The 15,643-nt window shown below is 42.4% G+C and carries 11 protein-coding genes; 7 read left to right on the top strand and 4 right to left on the bottom strand.

Annotated elements, in window-relative coordinates; genetic code table 11:
* Nucleotides 1–12: 12 nt before the first annotated feature.
* The 4 genes from CDC33_RS14040 to ltrA form a co-directional block, all read right to left on the bottom strand.
* A complete protein-coding gene (locus CDC33_RS14040; RefSeq protein WP_109008972.1) occupies nucleotides 13–570 on the bottom strand; it encodes a hypothetical protein in 558 nt (185 codons plus the stop codon).
* A 203-nt stretch (nucleotides 571–773) separates the two neighbouring features.
* Nucleotides 774–2,072, bottom strand: coding sequence for a HEAT repeat domain-containing protein (locus tag CDC33_RS14035; RefSeq protein ID WP_109008971.1), 1,299 nt, complete (start codon nucleotides 2,070–2,072; stop codon nucleotides 774–776).
* Between the two features lie 17 nt (nucleotides 2,073–2,089).
* A complete protein-coding gene (locus tag CDC33_RS14030) occupies nucleotides 2,090–2,503 on the bottom strand; it encodes a QcrA and Rieske domain-containing protein (protein WP_109012571.1) in 414 nt (137 codons plus the stop codon).
* Between the two features lie 224 nt (nucleotides 2,504–2,727).
* Nucleotides 2,728–4,527 (bottom strand): group II intron reverse transcriptase/maturase, encoded by a 1,800-nt coding sequence (gene ltrA, locus CDC33_RS14025; RefSeq protein ID WP_219930000.1) that lies wholly within the window; start codon nucleotides 4,525–4,527, stop codon nucleotides 2,728–2,730.
* A 1,039-nt stretch (nucleotides 4,528–5,566) separates the two neighbouring features.
* Here ltrA and CDC33_RS14020 point away from each other — a divergent pair.
* The 7 genes from CDC33_RS14020 to CDC33_RS13990 all read left to right on the top strand — a co-directional run bounded on the left by CDC33_RS14020 (nucleotide 5,567) and on the right by CDC33_RS13990 (nucleotide 15,556).
* Nucleotides 5,567–7,222 carry a ferredoxin--nitrite reductase gene (locus CDC33_RS14020; RefSeq protein WP_109008970.1) on the top strand — a complete coding sequence of 552 codons (1,656 nt, stop codon included), beginning with the start codon at nucleotides 5,567–5,569 and terminating at the stop codon, nucleotides 7,220–7,222.
* 295 nt (nucleotides 7,223–7,517) lie between these two features.
* Nucleotides 7,518–9,020, top strand: coding sequence for a NarK family nitrate/nitrite MFS transporter (locus tag CDC33_RS14015; RefSeq protein ID WP_109008969.1), 1,503 nt, complete (start codon nucleotides 7,518–7,520; stop codon nucleotides 9,018–9,020).
* A 290-nt stretch (nucleotides 9,021–9,310) separates the two neighbouring features.
* Entirely contained in the window at nucleotides 9,311–11,545 is a 2,235-nt protein-coding gene (locus CDC33_RS14010) for a molybdopterin oxidoreductase family protein (protein ID WP_109008968.1), read from the top strand.
* Nucleotides 11,546–11,827: 282 nt separating this feature from the next.
* Nucleotides 11,828–12,286, top strand: a complete 459-nt coding sequence (locus CDC33_RS14005; RefSeq protein WP_109008967.1) for a phosphate-starvation-inducible PsiE family protein — start codon at nucleotides 11,828–11,830, stop codon at nucleotides 12,284–12,286.
* A gap of 141 nt (nucleotides 12,287–12,427) precedes the next feature.
* A complete protein-coding gene (locus tag CDC33_RS14000; RefSeq protein WP_109008966.1) occupies nucleotides 12,428–12,880 on the top strand; it encodes a nitrate reductase associated protein in 453 nt (150 codons plus the stop codon).
* 183 nt (nucleotides 12,881–13,063) lie between these two features.
* A complete protein-coding gene (locus CDC33_RS13995; protein WP_109008965.1) occupies nucleotides 13,064–13,666 on the top strand; it encodes a DJ-1/PfpI family protein in 603 nt (200 codons plus the stop codon).
* Between the two features lie 507 nt (nucleotides 13,667–14,173).
* Nucleotides 14,174–15,556 carry a PrsW family glutamic-type intramembrane protease gene (locus CDC33_RS13990; RefSeq protein ID WP_109008964.1) on the top strand — a complete coding sequence of 461 codons (1,383 nt, stop codon included), beginning with the start codon at nucleotides 14,174–14,176 and terminating at the stop codon, nucleotides 15,554–15,556.
* The last annotated feature ends 87 nt before the right edge of the window (nucleotides 15,557–15,643 follow it).

Here is a 15,643-nt window from a genome sequence, read left to right as displayed (position 1 = left end):
CGGTTTAGCATACTAAATAACCTGTGACAGTTCTTTTGCTTTTTTTAGAAGCAATTCAGCCCTTGAAGTTAAAAAGCTTTCATAATCGTCTATAAACACATTAATTGGGCAAAAATGCGTTGCCAATATTTGGTCAAGAATCTGATCATCAGTAGGCATTTCAGAACGATACTTACTAGGGGATTGATCTTTAATTTTGTTGTTATCGGTTCTGGAAAGCACCGAGAAGTTGGCCAGACAATTGATTTGTTCATCCTTATATTGATTTTCCAACCTTTGTAGATGGGCTTTAGGAAAGATATGATGAAACTCTTTTCGATTACCTTGAGATAAAACATCCTGTAAAGATATATTTGTACCCTGAATAAAGTTTAAGGGTTTAGCCTGTGCTAGAAGGAGAATGAAAGTATTAGTTGCCACTGAAGACATTCTGAAGACATTTTTTGTGAAAAAATCAGTGTCTAAAGATACGTCAAAATCACCGAGATTATGATCTTTGCCAGCCTTAAGTTTCTGAACTTCTAGCATTAATAAAGTAATAAGTGTCAGCCATAAAAAACGGACTCGCATTTAGCTGGTAGTTTTCTATAATAAAAAGACAAGAATATCTTGTCTTCATCAAATGTACTCGATTTGATGGCATATTGTCGCTCAAAAAGCCATAAGTCCTTGATTGTAAGGATAATATTTATCAGAGGGTGTTTATAGTAAAATCCTTATAGGGTTTGATACATTTGCTGATACAAATCAGTCTTGTTGCCATTTGACAGAAATTACCACTCAGCCAAAGCGATCGCTATTCCTTGTTGTAAATCTGGTGTAAGTGCGGTATTTTTTGCTAACTGCTGCAATTGTTGATATATGGCTTCCCCATCCAAATTTTTCAGTGCTGCGATCGCATGTAGTCTCACCGATGCATCAGAATCAGCTAGCAGCGAAATTAATGGTTCAATAGCTTGTATTTCGCCTAACTGTCCTAAAGATAAAGCGATCGCACTTTTGACACTGACAATTTCTGTGGCTGGATGTTGCAATCGCAGGATTTGCAATAATACTTCTACGGCTAGTGTAGTTTGCGGCTTTTGCACTCGCCCCAAAACTGTAACAATTTCTTGCCAAAGTGTCTCTGAAGTGATTTGATTAAACGCTGTTTGCAAATATTCCAAACTAGATAACGTCCCCAGCCAACTTAAAGCGCGGATGGTTTCTAATTGCAGTGGTAGCGGTGTATGGGGTGATATTAGCAGCTTAAATAATTGCTGGGCTGCGTCATCACAACCCATTCGGGAAAGGGAAACTGCGGCTGCACAACAAACATCTAGATTAAAGTCGTAAAGCCTAGGTTGCAATCTCGTCACCAAATCTAATGCTTCGCGTAAGTCGGGGCGAAAACCTAAACCAAGGACTGCTGCACGCCTGACTGTAGCAGCGATATCATCCAAAGCGTTTAACAAGATTGGTGGTACACGTTCGTCATGAAAACTGCTGAGGGCTTCAATTGCGGCGGTGCGGATTGTTGCTTGTGAATCTTGTACTATACTCAATAGCGGTGTGATGGTTTCTATTTGTGGAATGCAGGAAAGCGATCGCACTGCTAAAAGCCGTGTATCTTCATCTGCTAGAAGTTCAGTTAGTGAAGTAATTGCAACAGTACCCATTTGTCCGAGTGCTGTAGCTGCGATCGCTTTGAGTTCTTCATCCTCATCGGTTTTCAACAATTCAACTAAGGGTGCGATCACTTCTGGCTGCTGAAATTCACCCAAAGTTCGTGCTGCATACCAGCGTAATTCTTCCTCTGCATCTTCGTCTTCTAATATCTCAATGAGTGGCGGGATCGCAATATTTCCCAAGTTAGTCAAAACTTTGGTGATTTCCCAGCGTTGTTGAAAATCTCCCATCTCTAACATTGAAATTGCTAATGTCAGCAGATGTTGTCGATTTTTAACTACCTCTGGATGTTGTAAGTCTGACCCTAAAATTAATTGTTGTAAATATTCAATTAGTGATGACCAATCAGCTGCATCGTATGCTGTCTGGGCTTGCACCAAAAGCTGGTTGATATTACTCACCATACCCCGAATTATATTGTTTAACTAGGCTTGACTACAACTGAATTACCTTCAATTTTAGCGGCATAAGTTTTAAGCGCTTCTGTAGCTGGGCCTTTTAGCACCTTACCATCAACTCCATATTCTGAACCATGACAAGGACAGGCGAATTTTTTTGCCTCAGCTTTCCATCCCACTGTGCAACCTGCGTGAGTACAGGTAGGGTTAACTGCTGTCAGATTTGCGCCTTTAGATGTACCGACTACTAATACAGGCCCAGCAGGTGAGTTTTTCGCTAGCAATTGACCAGTTTTATCTAATTCTGCCGATGTACCGACTGTTTGCCAATCCCTAGATACTGGAGTTGTTTGAGAAGAACAGGCTGCGATCGCTACAGGTAGAGAACTCGCTATCAAACCCAAACCTACCCAATTAATAAAATCACGACGTTTCATAGCTGCTGAAATAATATCTAAGTTTTGGCTAACATCTGCCACTCAATTTTGGATTCAGGATTGATTTAAGGCAATCCAAAATTCCTCCGATCGTTTTAAATACTGATCGTTAAAGGGTTTGCTTGACACTAGTAAACTCAACGAGGTTGTCACCAACCCCGTTGGTCTTCAAAACCGGACGTGAGACTTTCACCTCATCCGGCTCCTCAATGAATCGGCGCTTATCATGCGTACTTCACAACTGAACCATCTACAGTTGTCTTTTCATCGTGGCAGTGTCTGTGTAATATCTGGAGATTTTTATAATCGTCTTTACCTCCCAAACTTTTGGGGATTTTGTGGTCAATCTCCAGTACATCTTCCTCTCGAAAGTACATTCGGCAGTGGGTACACTTCCCTTTTTGTTTCTTTAAGAGTGTTGCTACTCTCGTAGTCGTTTCTGGGTGTTCTCCCATTCTTGAACTCCAGTAAATTAGGTTGCCATCATAAGGACTAGCTTCGCCTTTAACTTTCACATGCCGAATAATTTTTGTTTCCGCGTGTGACCGTAACCGCAACGGGTTTTTACCCTCTTGCCTGGTTGCGAATACCCAATTATCACCACCTATGGTTTGCCAATATTTCTTTGTTACCCATCCCCTGGATTTCTTGGGGTGGCGGTGTTGCGCCCAAGCCTTTAGCTTTGGATACATGAGATTATCTAGGTCAGCAAAGATAACCTTGCTTACTGATGTTGAATAGTAGTTAGACCATCCTGTTATTACCGGATTTAGTCGGCTGATTAACGCCATTTGTGGCGCTGCTTTATGGTCATCGATGATACTTGCTATTCGGTCGTAATGTATCTTTTGCTTTTCCTTGCTTGGGGTGATGATTGTCTTGAAGCCTTGTTTTGAGTGGTATTTACCCACTTTCCACTGTCTTATGTTAAAACCAAGGAAGTTAAAACCTGGTTTTTCTGACCCATACTTATTTAAAGTGTGGGTTAGACGTGTTTTAGAAAGCTTCAATTCCAGACCCATGTCTATTAACCATTCAGAGATTATCTCCCTGCATCTTTGGACAACGGTTATGTCTTTGTGGAGAATCACAAAGTCATCGGCATATCGGATAACTTGAGGGCTTCTGAACTTTGTACCTTTTTTGTGATACCAAGTTTCCCTCATGGTTTGAGACATTTCTGGGAATGCCTTATTTATCCGTTCTTCCATCCCGTGAAGGGCGATGTTAGCTAGTAGCGGAGAGATTACCCCACCCTGTGGCGTACCCTCAGATGTTGGAAACAACTGCTTACCATCCATTACCCCCGCTTTTAACCATGCTCGAATTTGTCGGCGGATGGTGGGAGATGTATTTAATTTTCTTAGCAGTGCTTCATGGTCGATGCGGTCGAAGCATTTTGCAATGTCGGCATCAAGCACAAATTTACTTTTCTGCACAATTGCTTGGAATATTGCCTCTCTTGCATCATGACATGAGCGCCCAGGTCTGAACCCGTATGAGTTAGGCTCAAATCGTGCTTCCCATTCCGGCTCTAATGCCAGTTTGAACAGCGCTTGCAAGGCTCGGTCGTTCATTACGGGAATACCCAAAGGTCGTTTCTCATCCGTTCCTGGTTTGGGAATCCAAACCCGTCGTGTCGGTTTCACCTTTGACTTAGGTTTTATTTTTGTAACCAGTATCAAACGAGCTTCTGGGGATAGTGATTTAACACCGTCCACCCCTGCTGTCTTTTTGCCCTGGTTATCTTGTGTAACCCGACGAACCGATAGACACTTTGCTGCCCAGGAATTCATCAACGTCCTCTGGAGTCTGCGAAATGCTTTGACATCACCACGACGAGATGCTTTGTAAATTCGTTTTTGCAACTTAAAAACACGTCTTTCCAACTTACGCCAGTTGATGTGTTTCCATTCCACCATCGATTCATTACTCAAAACCGTTCTAATTGGGTTAGTCTTCAGGGGAAGAAAACCGTTTTTGTTAGGTTTAGGAGCAATTTGTCGTGTATTAGACTTTTGCATTGCTACTCATAACTTTACACTCCAAATCACCGTAAGTCCGTCAGCATATCTCTGTCATTACAACAGAGCGTTCGCTTCTGACTAAATCTTTACTCTCGTTGCATACGGTTAGCACCTACTCGGTTATCGACCTTACTGAGAGCAAACGAAAGGTTACTTCGTTCCGAATAACCATTGTTAGAACCTTTAGAATGATGCTATCCACCGGGTTTATTAGGAGTGCAACTGGTCAGGCGAGGAACTGCCAGCCCTTTATCCCTTACCTTTTGGCTCCAACGCATTAAGCCTTATTTCGCTGGTTCTTTATTACGATGGTTCGGCGCATCTTTGCTTTTGCTATTCATGGGTTCATGCTCGAAAGGGAACCAGCTTAGGCTGCCAGTTGTTCCTCCTTTTCATCCCGCTTTACGGATTGATGGCTAGTCGCTACCGTAGGGATGATGCTGTTACCGTTGCACCTACGGAGAGGGACTTCTCCTTAATTTCTTTTGGAGTCACCCTCATGGTTATTCAGTTATCATCTGAGAGAGATTAAAGTGCGAACTCAACCCAATGGGGTTATCTCTCAAATGTCACTCATCCCTGAATATTTCTATTCATTTCGAGTGAACGAATCGCACCCCTGCTCTAAAGAGACAGGGCTTTCAAACTTCCCAGTTTTTCTTGTAAGATATTGGTTGGCTTTGATGCAAAAAATGCATATTTCTTATCCGTTTTAAGCAATTTTACTAAAAAACCGTAGCTATTTATACGATTTTAACAGAAAGATGCCTTTAAGTTATAGGTATCGAAATTGTTACATGAACATTATCTAAACCTGCTTGACAAATTTCCAAGATGTAAATAGTGACAAGTTTTCCTTAACTAATCACGGGTTTGGAGTTTCGCTTTGAATGCTCTGAAGTAAAAATAATCAACTGTAAGCAAATATTAAGTTTTTAATTCCTAATCCTCGTAGATACAACACCTAATGAAACTACGGGTTGATTGATATTGGGCAATTATCACCATATTCAGTAATTTAGACGAGAGTCAGATTATGACAGACACAGCAACTACCACTACTAGCCTCAACAAGTTCGAGAAATTCAAGGCTCAAAAAGATGGACTCGCTATCAGGGATGAGATAGAGAAATTTGCCGCCTTAGGGTGGGAAGCAATGGACGAAACCGATCGCGATCATCGACTCAAATGGGTAGGCGTGTTTTTTCGCCCAGTCACTCCAGGTAAGTTTATGATGCGGCTGCGGATGCCTAACGGTATTCTCAGCAGTAGTCAGATGCGTGTTTTAGCCGAAGTGGTGCAGCGTTACGGAGATGATGGCTGCGCTGATATTACTACGAGACAGAATATCCAATTACGGGGAATCAGAATTGAAGATTTACCAGATATCTTTAATAGATTTCACGCAGTTGGTTTAACCAGTGTCCAGTCAGGGATGGATAACGTTCGCAACATCACAGGCGATCCCGTGGCGGGGTTGGATGCAGATGAGTTGTACGACACACGAGAGTTGGTACAGCAAATTCAAGACATGCTCACCAACAAAGGCGAAGGGAACCCAGAGTTTAGCAACTTACCACGGAAGTTTAATATTGCGATCGCAGGTGGACGAGACAATTCAGTTCATGCTGAAATTAACGATTTAGCTTTTGTTCCAGCATTTAAGGAAGCGAGTAGGGACTGGGTACTTGGTACTGGGGAAAAATCTTCCCAATCCCCAATCCCCAATCCCCATTACCCCTTATCCCCAGAGGGGGCCCCACCTTCCCCAATATTCGGCTTTAATATCCTTGTGGGTGGCTTTTTCTCAGCTAAACGTTGTGAGGCGGCGATTCCTTTAAATGCTTGGGTACTTCCCGAAGATGTAGTCGCTGTATGCAGAGCAGTTTTGGAGGTATTTCGTGACCACGGGTCGCGTGCTAATCGGCAAAAATCCCGCTTGATGTGGCTAATTGATGAATGGGGTGTAGAAAAGTTTCGCGCAGAAGTAGAAAGCCGTTTGGGTAAATTATTATTACCCGCAGCCGCAAAAGACGAGATCAACTGGGAAAAACGTGACCATATTGGAGTATATAAACAAAAACAACCAGGATTAAATTACGCAGGTTTGAACATTCCCGTCGGGCGGCTGTATGCCGAAGATATGTTTGAAATTGCCCGTATGGCAGAAGTTTATGGCAGTGGCGAAATCCGGTTTACAGTTGAGCAAAACATCGTTATCCCCAACATTTCTGACTCGCGTTTAGCAACATTTTTAACAGAGCCTTTGCTGGAGAGGTTTTCTATTGCTCCAGGTTTGCTGACGCGATCGCTAGTATCCTGCACAGGCGCACAATTTTGCAACTTTGCCCTCATCGAAACCAAAAACCGCGCCTTGGCAATGATTAAAGCCTTAGAAGAAGACTTAACCTTCACCAATCCAGTCCGAATTCACTGGACAGGTTGCCCCAACTCATGCGGACAGCCCCAAGTTGCAGACATCGGCTTGATGGGAACTAAGACTCGCAAAAATGGCAAAACCTTAGAAGGCGTTGACATATATATGGGTGGCAAAGTCGGCAAAGATGCTCATTTAGGAACTTGCGTCACCAAAGGCATACCATGCGAAGACTTGCAGCCAGTATTACAAGACTTACTCATCAAAAACTTCGGGGCAAAACTCAAGCAAGAAGCCTTACTAGTTAGGAACTGATTGGGCATTGGGCATTGGGCATTGGGGATTTGGGCATTGGGCAAAACTCATATTTCAACCTTAAAGGCTCAACTTCCGAGATAAAAGGTGCAACTTCCGAGATAAAAGGTGCAACTTCCGAGTAAAAAGGCTCAACTTCCGAGATAAAAGGTGCAACTTCCGAGTAAAAAGGCTCAACTTCCGAGATAAAAGGTGCAACTTCCGAGTAAAAAGGCTCATCTTCCGAGTTCAGAGGTGCAACTTCCGAGTAAAAAGGCTCATCTTCTCCGTATTTTATTCAATTAGAAAGATTAGAATGCTTAAAAACTTATTTTCATTTAGCGATCGCTACCGCATCTTACATCAAACTTGGTTTGCTTTCTTTCTCACCTTTGTTTGTTGGTTTAACTTTGCTCCCTTCGCTACAACCATTGGCAGAGAACTACATCTTGCACCAGAGCAAATTAAAACTTTAGGCATCTGTAACCTCGCCCTCACAATTCCCGCACGGCTAATAATTGGGATGCTTCTGGATCGTTTTGGCCCTAGAATCACCTACTCAATGCTGCTGATGTTTACGGTTATTCCTTGTTTAGCAACAGCGCTAGCGCAAGATTTTAATCAACTAGTCATCAGTCGCTTGTTGATGGGAATTGTCGGATCTGGGTTTGTTGTCGGTATTCGCATGGTAGGAGAATGGTTCCAGCCAAAGGAAATGGGAATTGCTCAAGGCATTTATGGCGGTTGGGGCAACTTTGGGGCTTTTGGCGCAGAGTTTGCCTTGCCAATGATTGCAGTTTCTACTAGCTTTTTCGCTGGTGGTGCTTCTAACTGGCGATTTGCGATCGCATTTACAGGGATAATTGCAGCCATCTACGGCGTAATTTATTACAACAGCGTTCAAGATACACCCACTGGCAAAGTTTACAAGAAACCTAAGAAAAATGGTTCTTTAGAAGTGACCAGTATTAAAAGCTTCTGGGCGATGATTGTCTCAAATTTTGGTTTGATTTTCGCCTTGGGTTTATTAGCTTGGCGCTTAGAACAAAAGAACATTCACTTCCTAACTTTGAGCCAAATGTATCTGGCTTGGTTGCTATTAGCAGGATTGTTTGCTTACCAAAGTTACAAAGCTTGGCAGGTAAACCGAGAACTTCTAACTGGCAAGAAAACTTATGCTCCATCTGAACGCTTCCAATTTGGTCAAGTAGCCTTACTCGAATTCACTTACATAACTAATTTTGGCAGTGAACTAGCAGTTGTTTCCATGCTCCCAGCATTCTTTGAAAAAACTTTTGCTTTAGAGCATGTTGTAGCTGGGATGATTGCTGCTAGCTATCCATTCTTAAATTTGGTTTCTCGTCCCAGTGGTGGCTTAATTTCTGATAAATTTAGCTCCCGAAAGTGGACAATGACAATTATCAGTGCTGGCATTGGTGTTAGTTATTTGATGGCACATTTTATTAGTAGTAACTGGCCGATTCCGCTAGCGATCGCAGTTACAATGTTTGCCGCCTACTTTGCTCAAGCTGGCTGCGGTGCAACCTACAGCATCGTACCCCTAATTAAAAAAGAAGCCACTGGACAAATTGCTGGAAATGTGGGAGCTTACGGTAATTTTGGCGGCGTAGTTTACCTAACAATTTTTAGCTTAACCGACGCTCCAACGCTATTTTCCACAATGGGTATAGCTGCTTTAATCTGTGCTTTCATGTGCGCCTTCTTCCTTAAAGAACCAAAAGGTTCCTTTGCTGCTGCTTATGAAGGTGAATTACCAGAAACCGCAACGAAAAACCCTATCTTCTTAACTGAAGAATAATCAACTCAAGGATGAAGTAAAAAATTCACTATCAAATCTGAACTAGAGAACTTTACACTTCATCCTTATCCTTCTATAGCAGTCTTAATTCATAAAAATCTCTTTTTATTTTCTCTGCGCTCTTGGCGTCTTGGCGGTTCGTTAAAAAAATTTATGAAAAACGAACCGCCAAGACGCCAAGGACGCAAAGGAATAAGAATTTCAAAGAGTTTTTGCACAACACATAAATTCCTTAAACTGCCGCTACATCTAAGTTTGCAGAATCAAAATAACAAAATGGTACAACTGCCATGAGTGAATTTACCAAAACCCTTTGTCCCTACTGTGGTGTTGGCTGTGGTTTAGAAGTTTCACCTCCAGCCCAACATAACAAAGCAACTAATCGAGATAGCCAAGGAAATCCAATTTGGCGAGTGCGCGGTGATAAAGCCCATCCATCCAGCCAAGGAATGGTTTGTGTCAAAGGCGCGACAATCGCAGAATCTTTAGATAAAAATAGATTACATTACCCAATGGTGCGAGACTCTTTAGATCAAGAGTTTCGCCGCGTTAGTTGGGATGAAGCTTTTAATATAATCACGCAGCGCATTCAAACTATCCGCTTCACCCAAGGGCCAGAAGCCTTATGTATGTATGGTTCCGGCCAGTTTCAAACTGAGGATTATTACATAGCCCAGAAACTAATGAAAGGCTGTCTGAGTACTAATAATTTTGATGCCAACTCTCGCTTATGTATGTCTAGTGCGGTGTCTGGCTACATTCAAAGCTTTGGCTCAGATGGGCCTCCATGCTGTTACGAAGACCTAGAATTAACTGACTGTGCATTTTTAATTGGTACTAATACAGCCGAATGTCACCCCATCGTTTTTAATCGACTGGAAAAATATCACAAAAAGAACCGCAAAGTCAAAATGATTGTGGTTGATCCCCGTCGCACACCAACCGCAGAAGCTGCTGACTTGCATTTAGCAATTCGTCCCGGTACAGATATCGACTTATTAAACGGCATAGCTCACTTGTTGATGCGCTGGAACTACATTGATACCATGTTCATGGACGACTGTACCAGTAACTTTCCGGCTTATGCTGAGGTGATTCGCCACTATCCGCCAGAAGTTGTGGCTCGTCAATGTGGAATCAGCATTGAAGATTTAGAAACAGCAGCTCGTTATTGGGGTGAATCACAGAGAGTACTATCTTTGTGGTCAATGGGTGTAAATCAATCTTCAGAAGGGACGGCTAAGGTAAGAACTATCATTAACCTGCACCTGATGACTGGACAGATTGGCAAACCTGGGGCTGGCCCTTTTTCCCTCACTGGTCAACCGAACGCAATGGGAGGACGAGAAGCCGGAGGTTTAGCGCATTTATTACCAGGTTATCGGGTGGTAAAAAATCCCCAGCACCGAGCAGAAGTTGAGAAGTTTTGGGGACTTAAGCCAGGACAGATTTCACCCAATCCCGGTTTGACTGCTTGGGATATGATTACTGGCTTAGAAAATGGCGCTGTAGAGTTACTGTGGATTGCAGCTACCAATCCAGCTGTGAGTATGCCAGATTTAGAGCGCACGAAGAAGGCATTATTGCGATCGCCTTTTACTATTTACCAAGACGCATATTATCCTACAGAAACCTCTGCTTATGCTCATGTTTTGCTACCAGCTGCCCAGTGGGGTGAAAAAACTGGTGTAATGACAAACTCAGAACGGGTGGTAACTCTATGTAAAGCATTTCACCAACCGCCAAGAGAAGCTAAAGCAGATTGGGAAATTTTTGCAGAAGTTGGACGTAGATTAGGTTTTGAGAAAGAGTTTGCCTTCGCTAACTCCGCCGAAGTTTATGCTGAGTTTGTCAAACTAACTAAAACTCGCCCCTGCGATATGACGGGTATCAGTCACGCACAATTACAAGCAGAAGGGCCGACTCAATGGCCTCATCCACAAGAGGGGAGTGGGGAATGGGGAGTGGGGAGTGGTGAATCCCCTACTCCCCACTCACTACTCCCTACTCACTCCAAAAGACTTTACACCAATCTCCGCTTCCACACCCCTGATGGACGCGCTCGATTTGGAGCATATTACTCAAAGGGATTGGCAGAACCACCAAACCCAGATTATCCTTTTGTGCTAACTAACGGGCGACTTTACGGACACTGGCATACCCAGACACGCACCGGGCGAATTGAAAAAATTTGTAAAATGCATCCCGAACCGTTTATTGAAATTCATCCCCGTGATGCTGCTCGGTTAGGTATATTAGATACCATGTATGTAGAAGTGCGATCGCGTCGGGGTAAAGCCAAGTTTCCTGCTAAAGTAACAAAAGCGATCGCGCCTGGTACAGTTTTTGTCCCCATGCATTGGGGTTCGCTGTGGGCAGATAATGCCGAAGCCAACGCCCTAACCCATCCAGAATCTTGCCCCGATTCGCTGCAACCAGAATTAAAAGCCTGTGCTGTGCAGCTGATACCAATCTCTGTGGAAGTTACAATCAAAGACTATCAACTCCAGTCCTCACAATGGTAAGCTCCTAATTGTACGCTCAAGAGGTAATTAATAATCACCAATGGGCAATTTAGTCAATAATCAATAGCCAATAGTTATTATCATTTTTTATGGCTCTCTACTCTTGACTAATACCAATTACCATATCTAAAGAGACTAAATTTCTAGTAAGACAGAGGTTTTGCTAGCATCGATTTCAGCTATGGGAAAGAATAAAAATCAGATAGTATTAGAAATCATCTTATTTTAATCCTCTAGATTTATCTATGGGATTTTATTTTATTTAAGAATTGGGTGCAGCAGATGAAAAAGTTACTGAGAGAAATTCTAGGAGCTACCAGAGATGAGAACTTCATGCACATTATTGAAAACATAGAAGTGATAGTTTCTAAAGTTCTATCTATTTTTATGGTGGTTGTAATTTTGGTAGCGATCGGAGATTTAGGAGTATTTATTCTTAAAGAGTTATTTACAGCGCCTTATGCAAAGTTTAACACAACATTATATAAAATTTTTGGACTATTTTTAAATATTTTAATTGCTTTAGAAATCTTAGAAAACATCACAGCTTATTTACGAAAACACGTTTTTCAGGTTGAATTAGTTATTGTCACATCTTTAATTGCTGTTGCCAGAAAAATTATTATTCTTGACTTAGAAAAAGTGAGAGGTATTGATATAATTGGTTTAGGGATTGCTATTCTCGCCCTGTCAATTAGTTATTTAATAATTCGTCTCAGTAATTCCAAAAATACCCACTAAAGATATCTGGCATATAATAATTTAGTTAAATATATAGCAATCCGATTTGATTATTGAAAAAATATAAGTATATGTAGGGTGTGAAAGCGTTACTTAACCGCCCATTGATGGTTAAAAAACCTTAATTTTGAATACTTTCTTATGACAGATTTCTTTGAATTTGAAGCAGACTTTGTTGATTCCCTGCGCTGTATCCCGATGCAGGTGCGTTGTAAATTAGATACTTGTGGCATTAAACTAAAATTATCTAATTGGAATCAAATGACTACAGCCGAGCGTCAAGCTTTAGTCGAATTACCTTGCACTACAGAAACAGAAATTCAGTCTTACCGCGAGCATATTCAGCAATTAATTTTACAACGCACGGGTATACCAGCTACAAAATTGCCCATCGAGCCTCATCCGGCATGGCTAGACTCTGCTAGTGTACCACCTAGCCTCCAGGAAAAAGCTCAAGAAATAGGTGTAACCCTGACACAGCAACATTGGGCAGATTTAACGCCCTTACAGCGTTTTGCCTTGATTAAACTCAGCCGCCCAGGACATGAAAATCAAAATTTTAAGAGAGCGATCGCAGAATTCCATCTGCTTTAATTAGTCAATAGTCATTCACAGAACAACTTTGTTAACTTGCTGCCCCGAAATGGTACATTACAGCACAGTTAATGCTCTAATGTATCAGAAATTTACGTATAGCTTAACGTAGCTAACTCTAAATTAATATTTACTTAATAAAGCACTATTAACTATTGACTAGTAAGTGAGGGTAAGAAAAATATGGCTGCAAAGAAACTTTTGATGCTGGTTGGGGACTACGTAGAAGACTATGAAGTGATGGTTCCTTTCCAGGCGTTGCAAATGGTGGGGCACACAGTCCATGCAGTTTGCCCAGACAAAAAAGCTGGCGACACTGTGCGGACAGCAGTTCACGACTTTGAAGGAGATCAGACTTATAGCGAAAAACCCGGTCACAACTTCACTTTAAATGCCACCTTTGCATTCGTAGAAGCTGCAACCTACGATGCCTTAGTGATTCCCGGAGGACGCGCACCAGAATATATCCGCCTGAATCAGCAGGTACTAGAAATCACCCGTCACTTTGCCCAAACGAATAAACCGATAGCTGCCATCTGCCACGGCTTGCAGTTATTGGCGGCTGCTAATGTACTGCAAGGCAAAAGATGTACTGGTTACCCTGCTTGTAGCCCAGATGTCAAGAGTGCTGGAGGGATTTATGTCGATATCCCTGTTGATCAGGCAATAGTTGATGGTAACTTGGTGACAGCACCAGCTTGGCCTGCTCACCCCCATTGGTTGGCAGAATTCCTCACAGTACTTGGAACTAAGATTGAACATCCAGAACTGGCTATAGTTGTTTGAGACAAGATACCGGAAATCTTTTGGTTCGATCTTCGGGGCAGGTTAAGAGGCATAAAGTAAGTGGCGTGGAAACCCCCTTCTTTACGAGACGCTTTATATAAAAGCCTTTAACAGAGAAGGCGCTAGCCTCCCCCTTTATCAAAACACCGTACTGGCTCACAACAGACCACTGAAAATTATATATTTTTGGAATAGAACAAAATGCAGTAAAAAATACTATTTTTTGATAAATTGCCGTGGGTTTAATTTGCAGTTAGGATGTCTTGAGTACACCATCCATAAAATCTGATTTATCCTTCTAACAAGCCAGTTTTAGGATAAATTCTCAGCAAAGGGAATACTTATTTACGTTAGGTAAAACAATTTGAAATTTTGCGTCTATAAATTTAAATTTCTTAGCAGGAAGTGAAGCTATAGTGGATTTAGCAATGCTGCTGTTAATGTGGCTAAGGTTAGTCCTGCTGCCAAATTATGTGAAGAATTAGTTTAGAAACGCACTTCTTATCGATGACAGGCAAACACGCAAGACATAATGCATTTCTGCGGCTAGTGTCTGGTAACGGGGCAGCTTTTGGGCCAGAATCTCGCTATTCCCTGCCCCCCAGTAAAGAGATGGTAATTGGACGCGACCCTAGCTGCCAAATTGTCTTGGATGCCATGATGTACCGAATGGTATCTCGTCGTCATGCAGTGGTTCGTCCCCTCTCTGTATCGCCAGATAGCAAATTCAGCTGGGTGCTTTGTGATTTAAATAGTGCAAATGGCACTTATTTAAATGGACAACGCTTGTATGAATGTCAGGAATTGCACCCAGGCGATTGCATTTCTCTAGGTGCTGATGGGCCACAATACGTTTTTGAGTATGAGTATACATTAATCACCCCAGCCACGACAGTTAACCAAGTTACACCATTACCTTCGGCGACAAATTACCACAGCCACACGCAATTAAAGCAGCCAGATTCTGTTAGCTTCACTCAGCTTTTTCCGATTATTTCCACTGGTAAAGATTTAACCCGTAAAGCTTACCTCGTACCGGGAATACTGACTGTAATCTTTGTAGTATTAATGTTTGCTACAGTCGGTCAGCCCCAAGCGAATCAAGTGATTGTAGCTACTTACATCGCCTTTGCTGCCTACTATTTTGTTTACCAACTTTGCGGTAAACAGAAGCCTTGGTGGGTGCTAATGGCTTCGGCGCTGGGTACAATGCTGATTTTGCTTAGTCCGTTGTTGGATTTATTTATCTTCGTCTTTCGCACCGTCTTGCCTGGAAACTTACCCTCATCCCAAGAATCTATCACCTTTACAGAGTTGCTGGTGCGGATGTTTTTTGGCGCTGGCTTGATGGAGGAATTACTCAAGGCATTGCCTGTACTAGGGGCGTTTGCCATCGGCAGAATCTTATCTTCACCTTGGCGGGAACGCATAGGTATCTGGGAACCTTTAGATGGTATTCTCCTGGGAACAGCTTCTGCTGTGGGCTTCACTCTCTTGGAAACTCTCGGACAATATGTGCCAGATATTACTCAGAATGTCACGCAACAGGTAGGTATAGGTGCTGCTGGTCAACTTGCGGGTTTGCAACTGCTAATTCCGCGAATTTTAGGCTCCGTAGCCGGACACATGGCTTATAGTGGCTATCTGGGCTATTTTATTGGGTTGGCTGTCCTCAAACCCAGTAGAAGTTGGCAAATTCTCTCTATTGGTTATCTTAGTGCTGCTGCGCTTCATGCTTTGTGGAATGCTACAGGATCAATCAATGCCTTGCTGTTGGTAGTTGTTGGGGTGTTATCTTACGCCTTTTTGATGGCAGCAATTCTTAAGGCACGGGCGCTATCACCGACGCGATCGCAAAATTTTGCTACCCGATTTCTTGGGCCAAAATAAGGGATGGGGCAGGGGAAGTAGGGGGAGATCAGGGAGCAAGAGACAAGAATTAATAACCAATGCCCAATGCCCAATTACTTTTAAATA

Source organism: Nostoc commune NIES-4072 (assembly GCF_003113895.1).
Taxonomy (GTDB): Bacteria; Cyanobacteriota; Cyanobacteriia; order Cyanobacteriales; family Nostocaceae; genus Nostoc; species Nostoc commune.
This window is presented reverse-complemented; position numbering and strand designations above follow the sequence as displayed.

Coding starts and splice junctions, on each gene's coding strand:
- CDC33_RS14040 (WP_109008972.1), bottom strand. CDS start 570: ATGCGAGTCCGTTTTTTATGGCTGACACTTATTACTTTATTAATGCTA.
- CDC33_RS14035 (WP_109008971.1), bottom strand. CDS start 2,072: ATGGTGAGTAATATCAACCAGCTTTTGGTGCAAGCCCAGACAGCATAC.
- CDC33_RS14030 (WP_109012571.1), bottom strand. CDS start 2,503: ATGAAACGTCGTGATTTTATTAATTGGGTAGGTTTGGGTTTGATAGCG.
- ltrA (WP_219930000.1), bottom strand. CDS start 4,527: ATGCAAAAGTCTAATACACGACAAATTGCTCCTAAACCTAACAAAAAC.
- CDC33_RS14020 (WP_109008970.1), top strand. CDS start 5,567: ATGACAGACACAGCAACTACCACTACTAGCCTCAACAAGTTCGAGAAA.
- CDC33_RS14015 (WP_109008969.1), top strand. CDS start 7,518: ATGCTTAAAAACTTATTTTCATTTAGCGATCGCTACCGCATCTTACAT.
- CDC33_RS14010 (WP_109008968.1), top strand. CDS start 9,311: ATGAGTGAATTTACCAAAACCCTTTGTCCCTACTGTGGTGTTGGCTGT.
- CDC33_RS14005 (WP_109008967.1), top strand. CDS start 11,828: ATGAAAAAGTTACTGAGAGAAATTCTAGGAGCTACCAGAGATGAGAAC.
- CDC33_RS14000 (WP_109008966.1), top strand. CDS start 12,428: ATGACAGATTTCTTTGAATTTGAAGCAGACTTTGTTGATTCCCTGCGC.
- CDC33_RS13995 (WP_109008965.1), top strand. CDS start 13,064: ATGGCTGCAAAGAAACTTTTGATGCTGGTTGGGGACTACGTAGAAGAC.
- CDC33_RS13990 (WP_109008964.1), top strand. CDS start 14,174: ATGACAGGCAAACACGCAAGACATAATGCATTTCTGCGGCTAGTGTCT.